This is a genomic window from Rhizobium sp. C104, from assembly GCF_022354505.1.
GTDB classification, from domain to species: domain Bacteria; phylum Pseudomonadota; class Alphaproteobacteria; order Rhizobiales; family Rhizobiaceae; genus Rhizobium; species Rhizobium redzepovicii.
In genome coordinates, this window is sequence record NZ_CP092348.1 from 4,271,562 (window position 1) to 4,292,275 (window position 20,714).

The window sequence follows — 20,714 nt, forward strand, 5'->3', positions numbered from 1 at the left end:
TTGAACAAATCGGCTCCTCCTGTTCAATTATTTTTTTGACCCCAAGATCAAAAAAAACGCTTGATTATGAAGGCGAATATTCTTATTTCCACCTCAGCCCAAAGTCGCACGTGCCCATGGGTGTCCGCCGAACCCTCGAATTGGTGAGGAAATCGGTAAGGTACCTGGAATTAACCCCTCCAGTCGCTATTCCGGCCAACCGGAAAATGCGAGGACGCCTGAAGCAACGACGGTGCGGGCCTTTTTGTTCTCTCCCTGCTTTCCATCAGCGGGGGTTACTGAAGAGGCACACCATCATTGCCGGAAGTGCGGTTGGGATTCTCCCTCCAATCCATGGCAGACAAAGCCGAACTTACACCGCATCGCGGCGTTGGTTCACTATCTGCGCATCGAGCGCTTGCTATGGTTCCGGGGTCTCCACCGGCTGGTTCCAATGCGAGTTCTCGTATGCCCTTTGTCCTCCGGCTGATGCCGGAGCTCTGGAATTGGAAGAGGGAACGATATGACCACCCAGCGCATCCGCGACTTTCTCGCAACCCGACGTCCCGACGGTCCCTGCCTCGTGGTTGACCTCGATGTCGTTCGCGATAATTTCCATGCCTTCCGTCACGCCATGCCGGACAGCGCCATCTACTATGCCGTCAAGGCCAACCCGGCCCCTGAGGTGCTGAAGCTGCTCGCAGGGCTCGGCTCCAATTTCGATTGCGCATCCGTTGCCGAAATCGAAATGGCGCTGGAAGCCGGTGCGACCGCCGCACGCATCTCCTTTGGCAACACGATCAAGAAGGAACGCGACGTTGCCCGCGCGCACGCGCTCGGCGTCAGCCTCTTTGCCGTCGACAGCCACGAGGAAGTCGAGAAGATCTCGCGCGCCGCACCCGGCGCCCGCGTCTTCTGCCGCGTGCTCACCGATGGCGAAGGCGCCGAATGGCCGCTGTCGCGCAAGTTCGGCTGCGTTCCGCAGATGGCCGTCGACGTTCTCGTCTACGCCCATCAGCTCGGCCTTCAGTCCTATGGCGTCTCGTTCCATGTCGGTTCGCAGATGACCAAGGTCGATGCCTGGGATTCGGCGCTCGCCGATGCCAAGCGCGTCTTCGTATCGCTTGCCAAGCAGGGCATCCACCTGCAGATGGTCAACATGGGCGGCGGCTTCCCGACCAAGTATCTGCGCGACGTTCCGTCCGCAGAAGCTTACGGCAAGTCGATCTACCAGGCGCTGCGCACGCATTTCGGCAACCAGATCCCGCAGACGATCATCGAGCCGGGCCGCGGCATGGTCGGCAATGCCGGCGTGATCAAGGCGGAAGTCGTGCTGATTTCGAAGAAGTCGGACAATGACGATGCCCGCTGGGTCTTTCTCGACATCGGCAAGTTCGGCGGTCTCGCCGAGACGATGGACGAAGCCATCCGCTATCCGATCCGCACGGAGCACGACGGCGACGAGATGGAGCCCTGCGTCATCGCCGGCCCGACCTGCGATTCGGCCGATGTGCTTTACGAGAAGAACCTCTATCCGCTGCCGATCTCCCTTTCGATCGGCGACGAGGTCCTGATCGAAGGCACCGGCGCCTATACGACGACCTATTCGGCGGTCGCTTTCAACGGTTTCGAGCCGCTGAAGGCTTACGTCATCTAAGGTCGTTTCCGCCGGCCCCGTAACCAGGCGGGGCGGCAATTTCACAATTTTCGTTCATCGCCGCTGATAACGGTATTGGGTACGGGAGGCCAAGATGGCCGCTGTTCTTGATTCTGTCCGCGCATTCTTTGCGCCTACCACTTTCGCCATCGACGCCGAAAATCCGTCTGACGTCGTTGCCCGTGAAAACCTGCTCGACCGGGTCATGGGGCCTGACCGCCGCAAGAAGTCGTCGGAGAAGATCCGCCGTAACCGTGTTCCGGCCGAGGGGCTGGCGCTCGTCGCGCGCGATCGCGACGGTCATGTCATCGGCTCGGTACGGCTCTGGAACATCGAGGCCGGCGTCAATGACGAGGGCACACCGATTGATGCGCTGCTGCTCGGTCCGCTCGCCGTCGCGCCGCATCTTGGCGGCAAGGGCATCGGCTCGGCGCTGATGCGCGCGGCGATCCTCGAAGCCAAGAAACGCGGGCATGGCGCCGTCCTGCTCGTCGGCGACGCCGCCTATTACGAGCGTTTCGGCTTTTTTGCCGAGAAGGCCCGCCATCTTGTCATGCCAGGCCCGTTCGAACGCTCGCGCTTTCTGGCGCTCGAGCTCACGGAAGGCTGGCTTGACGGCGCGGCCGGCATGATCGTCCCCTCGGGACGCATGCTGGCCGGCGCGCCGCTTCGCCGCGCCGCCTAGCAATCGGCCGGCCGGGGTTGAACGTCCTTACCCCGGCCGGCAATATCCGCGCCGCTTGACCATGGAGGCAGGCGGGCCTGCCGTGGTTGCGGCGCGGATTGTTTTTTCGGGTGGCGGGTGGATTCACCGGGATGCCTCACGCACTTAAAGCGCGTCGCGTCAAACTTGATTCATGCGACGCGCTTTAGCTCTTTGTTTCTACGCATATCGTTGCCGGAAAACGGCTGCACACTTTTGCGCGACATGCTTTAGCAACACAATCGCGTGAAATGTACTGCCGGCCCGCGACCATGCCAGGCTGATATCCTATCTTGCGCTGCATGATCCGCGTTCTCTCTCTTCTGGTTCTCTTCAGTTTGCCGCTTGCCGCGACGATGCCGGCCGCTGCCCAGAGCACGGCCCGCACCTTCACGGGGCTTAATCCCCTTCTCGATCGGGCGGCTGGTGACCCGGCGATGCGGCCTCTCAAGACGGTGATCGTCGCACGCGGCGGACGGTTGCTCGCCGAACGCGGCTTCCACGGCCATTCGCCGTCGGAATCCACCAATATCAAATCCGCTTCGAAGTCGGTCATTTCGGCGCTGGTCGGTATTGCCATCGGCAAGGGCCTGCTGGCAGGCCCCGATCAGAAGATCGCGCCGATCCTGAAGGCCGATCTCCCCGCGGCGCCGGATCCGCGCATCAACGATATCACCATCGGTCATCTTCTCTCCATGCAGGCCGGGCTCGATCGCATGTCGGGCCCGAATTACGGCCGCTGGGTCTCCTCGCGCAACTGGGTGCGTTTTGCGCTCTCCCAGCCTTTCGTCGATCAGCCCGGCGGGGACATGCTCTATTCCACCGCATCCACGCATCTGCTGTCGGCCATTCTCACCAGGGTTAGCCGGCGGTCGACGCTGGCGCTCGCGCGTGAATGGTTCGGCCCGGTCGACGGTTTCCGCATCGGCGCATGGGAGCGCGATCCGCAGGGCATCTATCTCGGCGGCAATCAGATGGCGATGAGCGCCCGGTCCCTGCTTGCCTTCGGCGAACTCTACCGCAATGGAGGGCGCACTCGGGAAGGGGAGCAGGTCGTGCCTGCCGACTGGATTTCCCAGTCGTGGCAGCACCACACAAACTCGCATTTTTCCGGCGACGAATATGGCTATGGCTGGTTCACTCGGCAGATCGGCGGTGAACAGGTGCATTTCGCCTGGGGTTATGGCGGGCAGATGCTCTACATCGTCCCGTCGCTGGATCTGACGGTCGTCATGACGTCGGAGGAAAGCGGCCCCTCGGCGCGAAACGGATACCGGGATCTGTTGCACACCCTGTTGGCAGATATCATCGGCACGGTGCGGGCCGCCTGAAAAAACGGTGATCGTTAAATTTCTAGCGAAGCCCCCAATCAAACCGCAAAACGCTTGCTGTATGGTCCGCGAGAATTTCGGGAAAGCGTCATGCTGCTGGATCTCAGGACGATCTATTTCATTGTTGCCGTGAGCTGCTTCGTGCTGGGCATCCTCCAGCTCGCAGCCTGATGCGACCGGCCGCTTCGAGAGATGGCCGCTCTGGTGGGGCTTGAGCAACCTGCTTGTCGGCGTCGGTTCCTTCCTCGTCGCGCTGCGCAACCTCGTTCCCTATTCGGTTTCGGTCGACGGCGGCAATATCGTGACCATTGCCGGCTACATGCTGATGTTCTTCGCGGTGCGGGTCTTTGCCGGCCGGGCCCTTGACCAGCGCTATTTCTGGCTGGTCATCCTTCTCGTCAGCGTGCCTGTCGCACTTATTGTCAGCGATCCCTCGGCGGTGTCGGCGAGGCTCCTCTATGTCTCCGTCATCTGCTGCCTCTGCGATCTTGCCGTCGCAAGGGAGGCAATCGGTATTGCCCGGCGTGAGAAGCTTTATTCGGCCGGCCTGCTCGTCGGCCTCTATGTCTGCACTGCGATGATCTTTGCGGCGCGCAGCGTTCTTGCGGCGACCGGCGAGATCGGCGGGCCGGATCCTTTCGGCGGCAGTGTGGCCCATAGCTGGATGGCGGTATCGGCGGTCGCATTCATCATGCTGCGCAGCATGGCTATGGTGCTGATGGCCGCCGAGCGCAGTCGAAATCAGCTGACCGAACTCGCCCACCACGATCCGCTGACCGGCGCGCTCAATCGCGGCGGCCTTGCCCAGCGCCTGCCGGCCCTCGGTTCTCAGCCGGTATCGCTGCTGATCATCGATATCGATCACTTTAAGCAGTTGAACGACCGGCATGGCCACGCCGCCGGCGACGATATCCTGCGGCTTTTCGCCAGCGTCTCGCGAGGCATCATGTCCTCCCACGATCTGCTCGCCCGTCAAGGCGGGGACGAGTTCCTGGCGGTGCTGAAAAACATTTCCCGGGAAGAGGCGGTGGCAATTGCCGAGCACATCCGTCTTGCCTTTGCCGCGGCCGTTATGCAGCGGCCGGATCTGGCCGTCTTTCCGACGCTGAGCATCGGCGTCGCCACGCGTGGGGAAAGCGGTGGAGATTTTGAACAGCTGGTAAAGAAGGCGGATGAGGCGCTCTATCGGTCGAAGCGCGAAGGCCGCAACCGGGTCGAAGCCTTCGGAGAAAATCAGCAGGCCGCGTAACGGACGGGGTTTGTTTTACGCAATTCCGGACGCAAAACCGCTTCACGCTTTTGCTGGAATGGCTCTAAATATTCTGGTCCATCGTCTCGGCGGGGATTTCGTCGGCGCGGTGGACACGCACCAGCGTTGCCGGCACGCCGGCGACCGTGCAATGTTCGGGAACCGGCTTCAACACGACGCTGCCAGCAGCAATCTTGCTGAAGGCGCCGATTTCGATATTGCCAAGGATTTTGGCGCCGGCGCCGATCATCACGCCATGGCGGATCTTCGGATGGCGGTCGCCGGTTTCCTTGCCAGTGCCGCCGAGCGTGACATTCTGCAGGATCGAGACTTCATCCTCGATCACCGCCGTTTCACCGATGACGATGCCCGAGCCGTGGTCGAGCATGATGGAGGCGCCGATCCGTGCGGCCGGATGGATATCCGGGCCGAAGACCAGCGAGGCGAGATTGGCGAGCCAGGTGGCGATCTCCGAGCGGCCGGCATTCCAGAGCGCGTGGGCGATGCGGTGCGTCTGCAGTGCATGAAACCCCTTGAGGTTCAGGAGCGCGTGAAGAAATGTCGTGCAGGCCGGGTCGCGTTGGCGCACGGCGACGAGATCGGCCTCGATCGCCCGCATGATATCGTCGTTGAGGGTGGACAGGATGAGATCGAACAGATCTCCGGTTTCCACCTGCGTCCCAGCAAGCCGTGCGGCGAGCACGTGGGCGATGATCTCATTGCTGCCGGAGGTGGCCGTTATCTGCGCGGCGAGCAGCCGTTGCAGGATCGGTTCGCGCGCGGCAAGCTCGATTGCCTCGGCGCGGATCACCGCCCAGACGAATGCATTGTCCAAGGACTGCGGCTGTTGCTCGGCCAGACCAAGGCCGGTCGATTTCGGCATTCCTGCTTCCTCTGCGACTGCGCAGCCAATACCTGCGCGGATTTATGTTTTGCCCGGGCAAGGCTTTAGACAAGCCCTGATTTTAGCCGCCAGATGGTCGCAGGCCAGGCGTCAACTCCGGAAGCCGACGCCAATGATAGCGCACATCAGCTTCTTTTTCCTCATTGTCGGCGCCGTCGGTCTCTTCCTCGATGGAAAAACCGTGCCGCTCGTAGAAAGCGCGGGCGCCGATATTGCGTTGGAACGTCCAGAGCCTGATTTCATCCATCTCCTCCTTGGCGCAGCCAAGAAGCAGGGAGCCGATGCCCATGCCCTGGAAGTCAGGCAGAACGTAAAGCTGCTCTATCCAGTCGTCGCCATAGGCGATGATGCCGACCAGCCGGTTTCCCATGGCGGCGCCGAGGATCGTGCAATTCGGCAGCAGATGCATACGCCAGTAATGCTCTTCTTCACCAGGTGTATGCAGATCCGGCAGCCAGGGCAGCCGCTGCCACAGCGCCACGCGCCTGATCGTTGCGGCCGCCTGCATGTGGTCGGCGCCGAGCGCCACGATTTCCGCTTCCGTCACGATGTCGTCCTGGCCAGCAATAAGGCTCAAGCCGAAATATCGATGACGCCGCAATCGCCGGCTTCGGAGGCGAAGGCGAGCAGCTTGCCGTTTTTGCTCCAGCTCATCGCCGTGACCGCGCCCTTGCCGGGGCGGCGCAGCAGCGCCTCCTTGCTGTCGGCGATGCGCACGGCGAGGATCATGCCGTCGATGAAGCCGATGGCGAGGATATCTTCGAGCGGATGGAACTTCACCGCGGTCGCCATGATGTTGGCGCGGGTGCCGAGCTCGAGCGGCGCCTTGCCCATCGGCCCGTCCTTGCCCTGGAAGGGCCAGACGATCGCCGCCGGCGCGCCTGACGAAGCGAGCCATTTGCCCTTGACCGACCAGGAGAGTGATTTCACTTTGGTGGGGTAACCGGTCATGCGCATGTGGCGGGCTTCAGCGCCGGGCTTGCTGTCGAGTTTCCAGCCGTGCAGCGCGTTTTCCTGCATGGAGGTGACGAGGAAATTGCCATCGGGCGAGAAGGTGACGCCGGTATGCGCACCCTTCCATTCGAGGTCGATCGGCTTGGCGTTCATACCGATCCAGTGCAGCGACACGCCGTTATAGCGCGCGGCTGCGATGCGCAGGCCCTTCGGCGCGAAGGCAAGGCCTTCGACCGTGCGCTCCTCGGCAAATTCCTTGGTCGTGCCGTCAGCAAGGCGCACGAGCGAACTCTTGCCGTAGGAATAGGCAATGGCGCCTTGCGGGCCGGCCGCGACCTGCGAGATCCACTTGCGCGGCGCGCTGGCGAGTTCGCTGACGCTGCCGTCGGCTGAGATGCGCAGCACCTTGCCATCCTCGCCGCCCGAGATCAGGCTCTCGCTATAGGGATCGCGGATGGCGGTGAGCATGCCTTGGTGGGCTTCTGAAACCCTGTCGCTGCCATCCAGCCGGTGAAACGTGCCGTTGGCGCTGGCAAAGAAGGGGACATCACCTGAAAATTCGACGGCCAGAACGTGGCCGTCGAGATCAAGCGGTGCAACTGTCGGCATCAGGCGGCTGCCTCGCAGGCCTTAAAGGAGGCTTCGAGCTTCTCGCGGTCGAGATCGCGGCCGATGAAGACGAGACGGCTTTCATGCTTCTCGCCGTCCTTCCACGGCCGCTGGTGATCGCCCTCGATGATCATGTGCACGCCCTGGACGACGTAACGCTCGGGATCGTCCTTGAAGGCGATGATGCCCTTGAGGCGGAGAATGTTCGGCCCCTGCGTCTGGGTGATCTTTTGGATCCAGGGGAAGAAGCGCTCCGGGTTCATCTGACCGCCGCGCAGCGATACCGATTGCACCGTCACATCATGGATCGCCGACATGGCACCATGTTGATGGGCGCCATGGTGATGATGCTCGTGCCCGTGGTGATCATGCTCATGATCATGATGGTGGTGGTCGTGATCGCAATCCGGGCCGCAGATATGGTCGTCATGGCCATGCTCAAGGAAATGCGGATCGTTTTCCAGCGCGCGCTCCAGGTTGAAGGCGCCCTGATCGAGCACGCGGGCGAGGTCGACGCCGGAGCGGCTGGTCTTGTAGACACGCGCGGCCGGGTTGATGGCGCGGACGATGTCTTCGATCACATCGAGCTCTTCCGGGGTCACCAGGTCGCTCTTGTTGATGACGACGACGTCGGCGAAGGCGATCTGGTCTTCCGCCTCGCGGCTGTCCTTCAGCCGCAGCGGCAGGTGCTTGGCGTCGACAAGGGCGATGACCGCGTCGAGCTCGGTCTTGGCGCGCACGTCATCGTCCATGAAGAAGGTCTGGGCGACCGGTACCGGATCGGCAAGGCCCGTGGTTTCGACGATGATGCCGTCGAAGCGACCGGGACGGCGCATCAGGCCTTCGACGACACGGATCAGGTCGCCGCGCACCGTGCAACAGACGCAGCCATTGTTCATCTCGTAGATTTCTTCGTCCGACTCGACGATCAGGTCGTTGTCGATGCCGATTTCGCCGAACTCATTGACGATGACCGCATATTTCTTGCCGTGATTTTCGGAAAGGATGCGGTTGAGCAATGTCGTCTTGCCGGCGCCGAGATAACCGGTGAGCACGGTGACGGGAATGGGCTTCTGCGTGGAGATCGCGTCGGTCATGAGAACCTCTAGGATTAGGCGTGCGGCCGAGCCGTTTGGATCGGCTGCTTCAAACGGTTGGTCTCATATAATGGCATGGGCGCGGCAGTTCAAAGGGTTTTATAATGTTATAAGATCACATCGTCTGCACCGCTCGGATGCCGATCTTTACCGGAACTGCGTGATGTCGAAGGCGTCGACATCACGCAGCAATTCCACTAGTCCTTTCACCGCATGGGCAATCAGCGCTTCGCCCTTTTCAGCCGTCGCAGCCGCGGCGTTTCCTGCCGCGCCCTGGGGATTGAGATCCGACATCTTCCAGCCGAAAGCATGCGGCCCGTAGGCGCGCAGATGCTTGAAGCGCCCGGTAAATTCGCTTTGTCGGGAAGGGAAGTCCGCCGCCTTCGCCATATCGACCATGTCGGGATGAAGCGCCAGCATCACCGAGGTCTCGATGTCGCCGCCATGGATGCCGATCGCCTTTTCCTCCGGCGGGATCAGGCCATCGGGCAGACCGAAGCGGGTCCAGCTTGTCGCCACGGCAAGCATGGCGAAGCGGATCCGTGCCTCGGTGGCGACGATCGTCATCAGGGGCGAATTGCCGCCATGGGCGTTCAGCATCACCAGTTTGCGGATATCCTGCTCGGCCAGGCGCTCGGCGATGCCGAGCCAGCGGTCGACCGCTTCGTCGAACGCGAGCGTCTTCGTTCCTTCAACATCCATGTGCTCTATGGAATAGCCGACAGATTCGGCGCGCAGGAAGGTGACCGGCAGGCCGGCTGATAAGGCCGCCTTCAATCGTCCGGCAATGCCTTCCGCAATCAGGGTGTCGGTTTCGAAGGGCAGGTGCGGGCCGTGCTGTTCGTAAGCGCCGAGCGGCAGTACGGCGATCGGGCGGCGCCCGCCGCGGGCGGAGACCGGGTCGCTATCGTCGAAGCGGGGCGAAGGCGTCATCATCCGGTCGTTGCCTCTTGTTTATGACGAGATCCTGGGCAATGTCATATCGCAGCGGCGCCAGCGCTTAAAGATCAAAGGGATGGCTATGGGAAAGAAGCATAAGGACGGTAAGAAGAACAAGTCCAAGAAGAAGGATCAGACCGAGTATACGCTCGTCGACCTTTCGCCGGCGCTAACCCAGGCGGCTCGTTCCATGCGCACGGTGCTCTCTCGCAACCTGCTCGAAAGCGGCCTCTATGCCGGCCAGGACGGTGTCATCCTCTCGCTTGCTGAGAGCGACGGCATGACGGCCGGCGGGCTTGCGCAAAAGCTCGGCGTCAAGGCGCCGACGATGACGCGCACGATCGGCCGCATGGAGGCGCAAGGTTTTCTCGAGCGCAAACCCGATGCCGAGGATGCGCGCCTTACCAAGGTCTATCTCACCGAGCTCGGGCGCGGCAGCGTGCAGGGGATAGAAATGGCGGCCTCGGCCTGCGACAGGCTGGCGACGCAGGCATTCTCCGAAAAGGAAATCCGCAATCTCGTCCGGCTGCTAAAGGCGATCGACGGCAATCTGCAGGCCGAAGCCCTTCATATCGAAGAACCGGACGAAGACTGAAAATACCCTGAAAGACGAATTGCTTCCGCCGGTTAAATCTTTTAATTAAACATTTTAAGGGGGCCGCGCCGGTTAGCCGGCGTGGTCTTGCTGTCTTGCGTGCTGCCTGGAGGAGGACACGTGGTCCAGAAGATCAAGCTTTCCACAATTGCCGAAACACTCGGCATTTCAACGGCGACGGTATCGCTTGCCTTACGCGACAGCCCGCTCGTCGCCGGCAATACCCGGGAAAAGATCAAAGAACAGGCGCGCGCGCTCGGCTATATCTACAATCGCCGCGCCGCCAGCCTTCGCACTTCGCGCTCCGGCATCATCGGCGTCGTCGTGCATGACATCATGAACCCGTTCTACGGGGAAATCCTGAAGGCGATCGAAAGCGAACTCGATCGCAGCCGCCACACCTTCATCCTTTCCAACCATTACGACAATGTCGAAAAGCAGCGCACCTTCATCGAGACGCTTCTGCAGCTCGGCGGCGACGGCGTCATCATGTCGCCGGCGATCGGCACGCCGCCTGAGGACGTGCAACTGGCGGAAGAAAACGGCATGCCGGCGATCTTGGTCGCCCGTTCGATGGAGGGCCAGGACCTGCCGACCTATCGCGGCGACGACAGTTACGGCATCTCGCTTGCCACCAACCACCTGATCGGCCTCGGCCACCGCTCGATCGCTATGATCGGCGGTACGGATCAGACATCCACCGGCCGCGACCGCTATCAGGGTTATGTGAACGCGCTGCGCAAGGCCGGCATCGAGGTCGATCCGAACCTGCGCATCCCCGGCCCGCGCTCGAAACAGGGCGGCTTCGAGGCGGCGGTGCATTTCCTGTCGCTGCCGCAGAAGCCGACGGCCGCCGTCTGCTGGAACGATCTGGTGGCGATCGGGTTGATGAACGGGATTGCCCGTGCCGGCCTAGTGCCGGGACGCGATATTTCCGTCACCGGTTACGACGACCTCGAGGAGGCGTCGATCGCCACGCCAGCGCTGACGACCGTCTGGAACGGCCAGACCGAGGTCGGGCGCCTGGCGGCCCGGGCGCTGCTCGACCGCCTTGCCGGTAGCCACGAGCCTGACGGCATGCATCTGATCAAACCGGAAATGCGCATCCGCCAGTCGACCAGTCCTCATCGGCCCCGCGCCTGAATCAAGACCGTATCCAAGAGGAAAAGCCATGTCCCGCATCGCCATTCTCGTTCCTGGGAAGATACACGAGCGTGTTCTCGAAAGTTTGAAGGATCGTTTTGACATCATCGCCGTCGCGCGCGAGGAAAAGCTTGCGCTCGACGCCGAGACCGCCGGCCGCATCCGCGGCGTCGCTGTCTCCGGCGCTTTCCCGGGTGCGTGGATGGACCAGCTGCCTGCTGTCGAGGTGATTGCCAGTTTCGGCGTCGGCTATGACGGCATGGATGTGAAGCGCGCCGCCGAAAAGGGCATCGTCGTCACCAATACGCCTGATGTGCTGAACGACGAAGTCGCCGATACGGCGATCGGCCTGCTGTTGAACACGATCCGCGAATTGCCGCGGGCCGAGGCGTGGCTGCGCGCCGGCAACTGGAAGCCGGGCGCGACCTATCCGCTGTCGCGCTTCTCGCTCAAGGGCCGCCATATCGGGCTCTACGGCCTTGGCCGCATCGGGCTCGAAATCGCCAAGCGGCTGGAGCCGTTCAAGGTGAAGATCAGCTATCACACGCGCTCGCGCCATGCCGATGCACCCTATGATTATCACCCGACGCTGAAGGGGCTGGCGGAAGCGGCGGATACGCTGATCGCCATCGTTCCGAAGACGCCGCAGACCCATAAGACGATCGATGCCGATATTCTGGCAGCCCTTGGTCCTGACGGTATTCTCGTCAATGTCGGCCGCGGCTGGACGGTGGACGAGGAGGCGCTGAGTGCAGCCCTTGCTTCCGGCGCGCTCGGTGCCGCCGGTCTCGACGTCTTCTATGACGAGCCGACCGTGCCGGTCGGCCTGCTGGAACCGGCCAATGCGGTGCTCCTGCCGCACGTCGCCTCCGCCTCGGTGCCGACCCGCAACGCCATGGCCGATCTCGTCGCCGACAATCTCATCGCCTGGTTCGAGAAGGGTGCGGCGCTGACGCCGGTACCGGAGACGCCGCAGAAGGCCTAGGCGCGGGGCGCGCCGTTCCAGGAGCGATCAGGAGCCTCACCTGATGTCAATCGACTGTTCCTCGATGATATGTTGCCCGACACGAACCCTTCGGCTACATTCCTGCCGATTTTTACAACTTAAGTTCGTAGCTTTCCGGGCGGCTTGAAGCCGAACCGTAAGGCTAGCCGAACAAAAAGGATTGACGGCATGTCGGAGCCAAGCACGCCGAACACCGCGACTCGCGAGACGAGCCCGCGTCTGACGCCTACGCTTTCAACCGGCAATCTGCCCGCCGTCGTGACGGTCGTTCTTCCGCTTGAAAAGGCAGGCGAGGTCAGCGATCTCGCAGAGCGGTTCAGGCTGGCGACCGTAGAGCCGCATGGTCTGATCACCTTCGGCCAGGAGGCTATCGGCGGTTTTGGCGCCAAGCTCGATGCCATCCTTTCGCAGATCACCAATGCGCAGTCGCCGGTGCTGTTCGAATTATTCCGGACGATCCGGGATGGCGTCAACGATGCCGATCTGAAGGGGCTCGAGGCAAGCATCCGGGAGAAGTTGAAGGGCAGCTTCCTCGAACGTTTGCTAATGGCAGTGGGTCTCGGTGATCCCGCCAAGCGCCTCAAGGCGGTGACTGACGAGGTTCGCGGCATGCTACAAAGCAAGGCCAAGTCCCTCGGCGATCTCGTCAGGCCGATGGAGGTGCAGATCGAGGAGGAGAGTGGCAAGCTCATCCTCGATGTGTCGCGCATCAGTACGCTGGCGCAGGGGTATCGCGATACGATCGTGTCTCTCGGCGTCTTCGTCGAGGCCGGCCGCCGTATCGTCGCCGATGCCGGCCGCGAACTTGACCGGTTGACCAAAGAGGCGGCCTCCGGCGATCCGCTCAAGGTGCAGGAAGCCCGCGATTTCTCGCAGAAGCTCGACATCTTCCAGAACCGGGTCCTCGTTCTTGAAACCGCCTATGCCAAGGCTCCGGCTGATCTCGATTCGATCGGGATTGCACGCGGTGCTGCGCTCGCGACCCTTGCGGATACTGTCACCTCGGCCAATGCGGAATTCAACGACATCAAGTCGGTCCTCATTCGGCTGCACGCACTCTTCCAGATGCAGTCGATCCAGCAGATGAACGCCATGCGGCGCGAACTGCGCGCATCGCTTCAGCAATATGGATCGCAGGTGCTCGAGGATGTCTCGGTCAATGCAGTCAAAGCCGCCGGCGAGACCCGGCTTGCCGATGCCGATCTGGTGCTTAGCACCGCCCAGCGGCTGCGCGATATCGCCGACAAGGTGGTCGCCGAAGGCGAGCGAAACAAGGAGCGTTATGCTGCCGCCCGCGTCAAGCTCGAGCAAGCGCGACAAATCGTGACCGATCGCCCGATCTGAGATTTCAGGAGAACCACAGCGCATGGCAACCTTCAAGCTCAACAAGGGTCAGTCATTTCAGATCCAGAAGGAAATCCAGCTCGTCCATTCGGGACTTGTCTGGGATCCGCCCGAAGGTTCAGGCCCGGCCTTCGATCTCGACGTGCATTGTTTTGCGCTGGTCCATCCGGGCGGCGATGCCAACCGTGCGCGAACTCTACAATGAAGGCTCGCATGCGCTGTGTTATGCTTTCGTGCGCAGTTCCGGCAATCCGGAAGGCTCGCTCATCAAGAACGCTGACGGCTCCTTCCAGACGGATGACGGCTCGATGTGGCACGAACGTGACGACCGGACCGGACGTGGCGGCCTGATAAAAAGGTCGGAGCCGGACGATGACGGTGACGAAGACGGCCATGGCGGCGGTCACCACGATGAGGGGTTCCGCGAGGAGTTCAAGATCGTGCTGGCGAAGCTGCCGGCGGAGGTCTCGGAGCTTGCCGTCTGGGCGACGATCCATGATGCGGAACGTAAGAGACAAGACTTCGGCAAGGTCAAGAACGCTTATATCGAAGTTTGCGATGCGATGGACGACGAGCTTTGCCGCTACCAGCTTACGGCCGAGTTTGCCGGCAAGACGACGATACAGGTGGCTTCCTTTCTCAAGCAGGCGGATGGATCCTGGCGATTCCATGCCGTCGGCGCGGGATCGAATGCCGGACTTGGCGACGTCATTCAAGCCTATTTCGGCTGAACGGGAGCCTCACTTGACAAGAGGCAAGGCAGATGGACCACCGGAAAAGGAGCCGGACCGGTTGCCAAAGGTGCTTTTTCCGGAAAGCGCATCGCCTGACGTTGCCGGTCCTTCCCGGCCGCCTGCCGAACCGAGAATCCTGTTTGGTTCGCCACAAGCCCCGACACCCAAAGGCGACACACCGCGCGTTCTTGCGGCCGGCGAAGTTCGCCGGCGCATTGCCTGCAGCGTCGAGGCGCTTCTGGAGATCGACGCCAACGCTGCGGCATCGCTTGCGTCAATGGCGTTGCGCATCGTTGACGGGGCCAATCTCGACGACCATCATTTCGACGACGTCTTGCGCTTCGGCGCCAGCCTCCAGACAGAGCATGGCAGGCTTGCCGAAAGCGAACTTGCCCTTGTCGACAGCGAAGTGTTGGCGCGCGGAAAGCGCCTGAGTGCCGAGTTGCTCCAGCGTCTCGGCGAGCTCGACCCTGACCGCGTCTTTGCCGTTCGCGGCGGCGTTCTGAGGGCGATCAAAGCGCTGGCGGCGCCGCGCGATCCTGCCGGCCTGTTTTCGCAGCTTTACCCTGAAGTGCAGGCCTTGGCGAAAGAGCTCGATGCGCTTGCTCCCGAGATTGTCACCATCGCGAAAGGGTTGCGCGCCGTCGGCAAAGGCTATGCGACGCTCGACCGCAATCTGGCGGCCCATATCCTGGCGGGGCGCTTCCTCGTTCATTACGTCAGCGCGCTCCAACTGTCCGATCACGAGCGGCAGGCCCATTACGCCTCGCAAGCCGAAGCGATCGAAACGAGGACTGTCAGTCTCGCGGCCACGAAAGCCACGATCGAGGTGAGCACGCGGACCGTTGCTGCCGTTGCACGACACGTCGATGCATTGGGACACGCTGCACAAGGCCTGTTGCAGGAGGAGCTGCCGGCGTGGCATGCGGCCTATTCCGCGGCGCTGACGGCGGCGCGAACCGCTCTATCACCATCGCAGGCCGGCGCCGGAGCGCCGTTGCGCGGCATTCACGCGCGTATTCTAGGAAAACTCAAATCGGAGGGATGACCCATGACGACATTCAAGCTGCACAAGCCCGAGGAAGAAGTTCGCCGCGTCGGCTTCGTCCTTCAGAAACAGGGCATTCACGAGCGTATTCCGGCGCAGGTCGGCCTCAACATCGATGTCTCGGGCTCGATGAGCGACCTTTTCAAATCCGGCGCGGTACAGGCGGCGCTCGAGCGTATTCTTCCCGTCGCTCTTTATTTCGATGATGACGGGCGTATCGATACCTGGGTGTTCTCCAATCAGGAGAAGATGGCATCGCTCGCGCCGGCTACCGCGAAAAATTACGAAGGTTACGTCGAGCGCGAGATCATCAGCAATAATAAGCTGAAAACCGTGCTCTGGGGTGGCACCGATTATGGCCCAGTCATCCGCTCGAACCTGATGACATATGGTTTGATGGAAGAGGAGGCGGCTGGCGGTCTGCTCGGCATGATCTTCGGCATGAGCCGCGATACGTTCGGCGAGGAGACACGTTCGGGTATTCCGGCGATCAACTATTTCCTGACGGATGGCGAGAATGCCGACCGGGATGCGGCCTGGACGCTGCTACAGAAGGCCGAGCGCGCCGAATCGCAGATCTACTACGTCATGGTCGGCGTTGGCGACGAACGCTTCGACTTCCTGCGTAGCGCGGCAGAGCAATTTCCGAATGTCGGCTTCGTCAGCGTCAAGGATCTTGGGGAGTTCGTCGGCAGCGACGATGCCTATGAGAAACTGCTGCCGGCGGAACTCTGCACCTGGCTCAAGCATGAGCATGATGACGAGGACGAAGATCACCATTGATCGACGCAGTTCAACGCCCGGCGGGTCTGGTGGCTCGCCGGCATTGCGCCGTCACGCGATCGCCTGCGCGGGGATGACCGGCAGCTTGGCAGCGGCATAGGCGCGGACGGCGTCGCCGAAAGCGGCGAACAGCTGGTTCGAGGACTTGTCGGTTTCAGCCCAATATTCCGGATGCCATTGCACGCCGACAGCGAAAGCCTTGGCGTCGATAACGGAAACGGCCTCCACCGTGCCGTCCTCGGCGACCGCTTCCACCTGCAGGCGTGGGGCGGTCCTGGCGATCGCCTGCCGATGCAGCGAATTCACGCGGACCTCTCCGGGGCCGAGAATGCTTGCGATGCAGGAGCCTTCCTTGACGTGGACGCTTTGGCGAATCGCATACATGCCGTCGCGGTCGACACCGTCCGGTCGGCGATGGTCCCAAATGCCGGGCTGCTCCTGGATCTCGCTTGCCAGCGAACCGCCGAGCGCGACGTTCAGCTCCTGGATGCCGCGGCAGATGGCGAGCAGTGGGATGGCGCAGTCGAGGGCGCGGCGGATCAGCGGCAGGCTGGTGGCGTCTCGGGCGGGGTCGAAGGGGCCGTCCTTGTCATTGGCCTCGGCACCATAGAGCGAGGGGTGCACGTTGCTGGCCGAGCCGGAAACGAGGAGGCCGTCGACGCGGTCGAGGATCGCGTCGGTATCGTAGCCTGCCTCGAAAGCGGGGATGATGAAGGCCATGACGCCGGCCGCATTCAAGGCGGCACGCAGATATTGATGCTGCACGGCATGCCAGGTCGCGCCGTCAAAGCTGCGGATATCGGCAGGAATGGCAACGATCGGTTTCGTCATATCAACCCCGGTAAAAATCTTTCAGCACAGCGTTTCTGGCGCCAGAACGGCCCTTAAGTCAACGCTTGGCCGTGTCAGGTGGCCAAAATACGGCCGAAGCAGCCCCCTGGCTCCCGGCTTCGCTGCTAAGCCGCTGATTTTGATAGGCGCACTCGTATTCGCTAGTTGCCGTCTTGATGCCAAAGGCTAATAGACTAAAGCTTGAATCGCGGCCCCCGCCATGCTTAGGTTTGCGCCGGCTGCGGGTGGGGTGAAGATTGGCCGCGCAGTGCCATCCATACGGGAGGTTTTTGATGGATCGTCGTTCGTTTTTCAAGAAGGCGGGAACCGCCAGCGCCGGCGCGGTCGCCGCAACGGCATTGGCAGCGCCTGCGATCGCGCAGGAGAATCCAAAGATCGCGTGGCGTATGACGTCGTCGTTTCCGAAGAGCTTGGATACGATCTATGGCGGTGCCGAGGATATCGCCAAGCATGTCGCCGCTGCGACAGACGGCAATTTCACGATCCAGCCTTTCGCGGCTGGTGAAATCGTGCCCGGCCTGCAGGCCGTCGATGCGGTGGCCGCCGGCACGGTTGAGGCAGCCCACACGACCTCCTATTATTTCGTCGGCAAGGACCCGACCTATGCCATCGGAACGGCCATTCCGTTTGGCCTGAACAGCCGCCTGACCAATGCCTGGTTTTACGAGGGCAATGGCAACAAGCTGATGAATGAATTTTATGCCACACAGGGCATGTATGCGCTGCCTGCCGGCAATACCGGTGCGCAGATGGGCGGCTGGTTCCGCAAGGAAATCAATACGCTCGATGACCTCAAGGGCGTCAAGATGCGCATCGCCGGCCTTGCCGGCCGCGTCATGGAGAAGGTCGGCGTCATCCCGCAGCAGATTGCCGGCGGCGACATATATCCGGCGCTGGAAAAAGGCACGATCGATGCGGCCGAATTCGTCGGCCCCTATGACGACCTGAAGCTCGGCTTCCACAAGGTGGCGAAGTACTACTACTATCCGGGCTGGTGGGAAGGCGGCCCGACGGTGCATGGCTTCTTCAACCTTGAAAAATGGAGCAACCTGCCGAAGCATTATCAGGCAGCGCTGACTGATGCCTGCGCCTTCGCCAACACCAACATGCTGGCAAAGTACGACTCGAAGAACCCGACCGCGCTGAAGCAGCTCGTTGCGGAAGGTGCGACGCTGCGCCCGTTTAGCCAGGAGATCATGGAAGCCTGCTTCCAGGCGGCGACCGGCATCTACAGCGAAATCTCGGGCACCAACCAGTATTTCAAGAAGATCTACGACGACCAGACCGCCTTCAAGCGGGACGCCTATCTCTGGATGCAGCTTTCGGAATACACTTTCGATACGTTCATGATGATCCAGCAGCGGGCAGGAAAGCTCTGAGGGCTTCCATCGGCACACGACACCAACGCATACATAACCCCGGATCGCTTGATCCGGGGTTTTGTTTTGGCTCTTATTTGGCGGGGTTATTTGGCCGGTGGCGGCGGCGCTCCCGGCAAGCCGAGTGGGGGCAGGGTCAGGCCGGGGATCTGCGGCGAGCCGTTGCCGCCGCCGATCGGGGGAAGGCCGAGCTGGCCGCCGAAGCCCGGGACTTCGATCTTGATCGAGTTCGGGTCGACCTTCGGGCCGTGATCCAGCCAATAGGTCACCGATTGCGGCCAGAAGATCACGATCGCCACCAGGATCAGCTGCATGCCGACCCAGGGGAGGGCGCCCATGTAGATATCCGAGGTCTTGACGTCCTTGCTGGCGATCGAGCGCAGGTAGAACAGCGCGAAGCCGAAGGGCGGGTGCATGAAGCTCGTCTGCATGTTGACGCAGATCAGCACGCCGAACCAGATCAGGTCGATGCCGAGATGCGAGGCGACGGGGGCGAGCATCGGGATGACAATGAAAGCGATCTCGAAGAAATCGAGGAAGAAGGCGAGCACGAAGATGAAGATGTTGACGAAGATCAGGAAGCCGACCGGCCCGCCGGGAATGCCCGACAGCATGTGCTCGATCCAGCGCGAGCCATCCATGCCCTGGAAGACCAGGCTGAAACAGGTGGAGCCGATCAGGATCATCACCACCATTGAGGTGATGTGGGTGGTCGATGTCATCGCCTCGCGGATCAGCGGCCAGGTGAGGCGGCGATTCATGGCGGCGAGCGCCATGGCGCCGACGACACCCAGCGCACCGGCTTCCGTCGGCGTTGCAAGGCCCATGAAGATCGTGCCGAGCACCAGGAAGATCAGCACGATCGAGGGCACCATGCCCATCAGCACTTTGGCGAGCAGCGCCCAGTTGAAGTCGCCGCGCACCTCCTTTGGCAGCGGCGGCATCGATTTCGGCCGGAAGATCGACATCACCAGGATGAAGAGCACGAAGATCGACACCTGCAGGATCGAGGGGCCGATCGCGCCGAGATACATGTCGCCGACCGACCTGCCGAGTTGGTCGGCGAGTACGACGAGTACGAGCGAGGGCGGGATCACCTGGGTGATGGTGCCGGAGGCGGCGATGACGCCGGTGGCAAGGCGAGGGCTGTAGCCGTAGCGCAGCATGATCGGCAGCGAGATCACGCCCATGGTGATGACGGAAGCGGCCACCGTGCCGGTGATCGCGCCGAGGACCGCGCCGACGAGGATGACGGCATAGGCAAGGCCGCCGGGTATGCCGCCGAAGAGTTTGCCGGTGCCTTCGAGCAGGTCTTCGGCCAGCCCGCAGCGCTCCAGCACCGCCCCCATGAAGGTGAAGAAGGGGATGGCGAGCAGTAGGTCGTTGGAAAGGATGCCGAAGAAGCGAAGCGGCAGCGCCTGCAGGAAGACTTCGCCGAAATGGCCGGTGACGATGCCGATGATGCCGAAAAACAGGCCGACGGCGGCCAGCGAGAAGGCGACCGGAAAGCCGTAGAGCATGAAGATGACCATGCCCAGGAACATCGCCGGCGGGATGATACCGAAATCAAACAAATCCGTTTCTCCCCGGGAGCGCTATTGCAGCGGCTTTTCGTATGTCGTGTCGATCTGGATGTGGCCGGTCAGGGCGGCGATCCGCTTGATCAGCTCGGAAATGCCCTGAAGGGAGAGCAATGCGAAACCGGCGACCAGGATCAGCTTGACGGGCCAGCGGATCAGCCCGCCGGCATTGCCCGATATTTCTCCCTGCTGGTAGGACAGCGTGAAGAAGGGCCAGCAGATCCAGGTGAGGAAGACGCAAACCGGGATCAGAAAGACGATGAGGCCGACGATGTCGATCCAGATCTTCGCTTTGTCGGACACGGAACCATAGATCAGGTCGACGCGGACATGCTCATTGTTGCGCAACGCATGCGAGGCGCCGAGCATGACGACGAAGGCGAAGAGATACCATTGGATCTCGAGCCAGCCGTTCGAACTGTAGTTGAAGGCGTAGCGGACGATGGCGTTTCCGGCGCTGATCAGACAGCAGAACAGCACCATGTATTCGGAAAGTTTGCCCATGATCCGACTGACCGAATCGATCAGCCGGCTTGCCGCCAGAAGTCCCGACATTCGTTTCCCTTGTTCTTGTCCTGCCGTTTCTCCGGCAGCTTTCCCTCTTGCAATCGATGTAGACCACGGCCTTCGAAATTGGAAGGATAAATGCCGCGGCTTGGAGTATAGTCTTAGATGCGCTGACCGGACCGTGTGACCATATAATAATTAGACAACCCTGGCGTGGATAAAAAATTTCAATAATCTCGCCAAGAGGCTGCATTGACGCGTGTAAGCTGTAGGGTTCATCCTCTGGTTTTAGAAAATTTGACCAAATGTTTGATTCCATTG

20 protein-coding genes and 1 pseudogene are annotated in these 20,714 nt (G+C 61.5%); 13 read left to right on the plus strand and 8 right to left on the minus strand.

Going from position 1 to position 20,714, the window contains the following annotated elements; translation table 11 throughout:
• Positions 1-502 precede the first annotated feature (502 nt).
• The 4 genes and pseudogenes from odc2 to MF410_RS22140 all read left to right on the plus strand — a co-directional run bounded on the left by odc2 (position 503) and on the right by MF410_RS22140 (position 4,919).
• A complete protein-coding gene (odc2, locus tag MF410_RS22125; RefSeq protein ID WP_038691369.1) occupies positions 503-1,636 on the plus strand; it encodes an ornithine/lysine decarboxylase in 1,134 nt (377 codons plus the stop codon).
• Positions 1,637-1,730: 94 nt separating this feature from the next.
• A complete protein-coding gene (locus tag MF410_RS22130; protein ID WP_097628698.1) occupies positions 1,731-2,321 on the plus strand; it encodes an N-acetyltransferase in 591 nt (196 codons plus the stop codon).
• A 320-nt stretch (positions 2,322-2,641) separates the two neighbouring features.
• A complete protein-coding gene (locus MF410_RS22135; protein WP_165503907.1) occupies positions 2,642-3,670 on the plus strand; it encodes a serine hydrolase in 1,029 nt (342 codons plus the stop codon).
• Between the two features lie 90 nt (positions 3,671-3,760).
• Positions 3,761-4,919: pseudogene (locus MF410_RS22140) on the plus strand (GGDEF domain-containing protein).
• A gap of 64 nt (positions 4,920-4,983) precedes the next feature.
• Here MF410_RS22140 and cysE read toward each other — a convergent pair.
• The 5 genes from cysE to MF410_RS22165 form a co-directional block, all read right to left on the minus strand.
• Positions 4,984-5,802, minus strand: a complete 819-nt coding sequence (cysE, locus tag MF410_RS22145; RefSeq protein ID WP_097628701.1) for a serine O-acetyltransferase — start codon at positions 5,800-5,802, stop codon at positions 4,984-4,986.
• Between the two features lie 82 nt (positions 5,803-5,884).
• Positions 5,885-6,331 (minus strand): GNAT family N-acetyltransferase, encoded by a 447-nt coding sequence (locus MF410_RS22150; protein WP_097628794.1) that lies wholly within the window; start codon positions 6,329-6,331, stop codon positions 5,885-5,887.
• 65 nt (positions 6,332-6,396) lie between these two features.
• Positions 6,397-7,386, minus strand: a complete 990-nt coding sequence (locus MF410_RS22155; protein ID WP_239620061.1) for a WD40 repeat domain-containing protein — start codon at positions 7,384-7,386, stop codon at positions 6,397-6,399.
• The gene (locus MF410_RS22160) at positions 7,386-8,483 is read right to left on the minus strand and encodes a GTP-binding protein (protein WP_097628703.1); all 1,098 of its coding nucleotides are present in this window, start codon (positions 8,481-8,483) and stop codon (positions 7,386-7,388) included. Before MF410_RS22160 ends, MF410_RS22155 begins: the two co-directional genes overlap by 1 nt.
• Positions 8,484-8,630: 147 nt before the next feature.
• Complete coding sequence (locus MF410_RS22165; protein ID WP_097628704.1) at positions 8,631-9,419, minus strand: creatininase family protein; 789 nt, start codon at positions 9,417-9,419, stop codon at positions 8,631-8,633.
• Positions 9,420-9,504: 85 nt separating this feature from the next.
• Here MF410_RS22165 and MF410_RS22170 point away from each other — a divergent pair, with 85 nt between their 5' ends.
• From MF410_RS22170 to MF410_RS22205, 8 genes are all read left to right on the plus strand, one after another.
• Positions 9,505-10,017: a MarR family transcriptional regulator gene (locus MF410_RS22170; protein ID WP_003590237.1), complete on the plus strand. Its 513-nt coding sequence runs from the start codon at positions 9,505-9,507 to the stop codon at positions 10,015-10,017.
• A 120-nt stretch (positions 10,018-10,137) separates the two neighbouring features.
• Complete coding sequence (locus MF410_RS22175) at positions 10,138-11,160, plus strand: LacI family DNA-binding transcriptional regulator (RefSeq protein WP_003590238.1); 1,023 nt, start codon at positions 10,138-10,140, stop codon at positions 11,158-11,160.
• 28 nt (positions 11,161-11,188) lie between these two features.
• Complete coding sequence (locus tag MF410_RS22180; RefSeq protein WP_097628705.1) at positions 11,189-12,145, plus strand: 2-hydroxyacid dehydrogenase; 957 nt, start codon at positions 11,189-11,191, stop codon at positions 12,143-12,145.
• A 189-nt stretch (positions 12,146-12,334) separates the two neighbouring features.
• Entirely contained in the window at positions 12,335-13,510 is a 1,176-nt protein-coding gene (locus MF410_RS22185; RefSeq protein ID WP_239620064.1) for a toxic anion resistance protein, read from the plus strand.
• A gap of 22 nt (positions 13,511-13,532) precedes the next feature.
• Positions 13,533-13,715 carry a TerD family protein gene (locus MF410_RS22190; RefSeq protein WP_239620067.1) on the plus strand — a complete coding sequence of 61 codons (183 nt, stop codon included), beginning with the start codon at positions 13,533-13,535 and terminating at the stop codon, positions 13,713-13,715.
• Positions 13,696-14,241 (plus strand): TerD family protein, encoded by a 546-nt coding sequence (locus MF410_RS22195; protein WP_239620070.1) that lies wholly within the window; start codon positions 13,696-13,698, stop codon positions 14,239-14,241. Before MF410_RS22190 ends, MF410_RS22195 begins: the two co-directional genes overlap by 20 nt.
• A 70-nt stretch (positions 14,242-14,311) precedes the next feature.
• Positions 14,312-15,292, plus strand: coding sequence for a hypothetical protein (locus tag MF410_RS22200; protein ID WP_239620449.1), 981 nt, complete (start codon positions 14,312-14,314; stop codon positions 15,290-15,292).
• A gap of 3 nt (positions 15,293-15,295) precedes the next feature.
• Positions 15,296-16,075, plus strand: a complete 780-nt coding sequence (locus MF410_RS22205) for a VWA domain-containing protein (protein ID WP_097628709.1) — start codon at positions 15,296-15,298, stop codon at positions 16,073-16,075.
• Between the two features lie 51 nt (positions 16,076-16,126).
• Here the strand turns inward: MF410_RS22205 and MF410_RS22210 are convergent, their stop codons facing one another.
• The gene (locus MF410_RS22210; protein WP_097628710.1) at positions 16,127-16,906 is read right to left on the minus strand and encodes a gamma-glutamyl-gamma-aminobutyrate hydrolase family protein; all 780 of its coding nucleotides are present in this window, start codon (positions 16,904-16,906) and stop codon (positions 16,127-16,129) included.
• Positions 16,907-17,199: 293 nt separating this feature from the next.
• On the opposite strand from MF410_RS22210, the gene MF410_RS22215 reads away from it, so the two are divergent.
• Positions 17,200-18,306 carry a TRAP transporter substrate-binding protein gene (locus MF410_RS22215; RefSeq protein WP_097628711.1) on the plus strand — a complete coding sequence of 369 codons (1,107 nt, stop codon included), beginning with the start codon at positions 17,200-17,202 and terminating at the stop codon, positions 18,304-18,306.
• An 86-nt stretch (positions 18,307-18,392) separates the two neighbouring features.
• Here the strand turns inward: MF410_RS22215 and MF410_RS22220 are convergent, their stop codons facing one another.
• On the minus strand, positions 18,393-19,880 hold the full coding sequence (locus MF410_RS22220) for a TRAP transporter large permease subunit (protein ID WP_097628712.1): 1,488 nt from the start codon (positions 19,878-19,880) through the stop codon (positions 18,393-18,395).
• Between the two features lie 21 nt (positions 19,881-19,901).
• A complete protein-coding gene (locus MF410_RS22225) occupies positions 19,902-20,441 on the minus strand; it encodes a TRAP transporter small permease subunit (RefSeq protein ID WP_097628713.1) in 540 nt (179 codons plus the stop codon).
• Between the last annotated feature and the right edge of the window lie 273 nt (positions 20,442-20,714).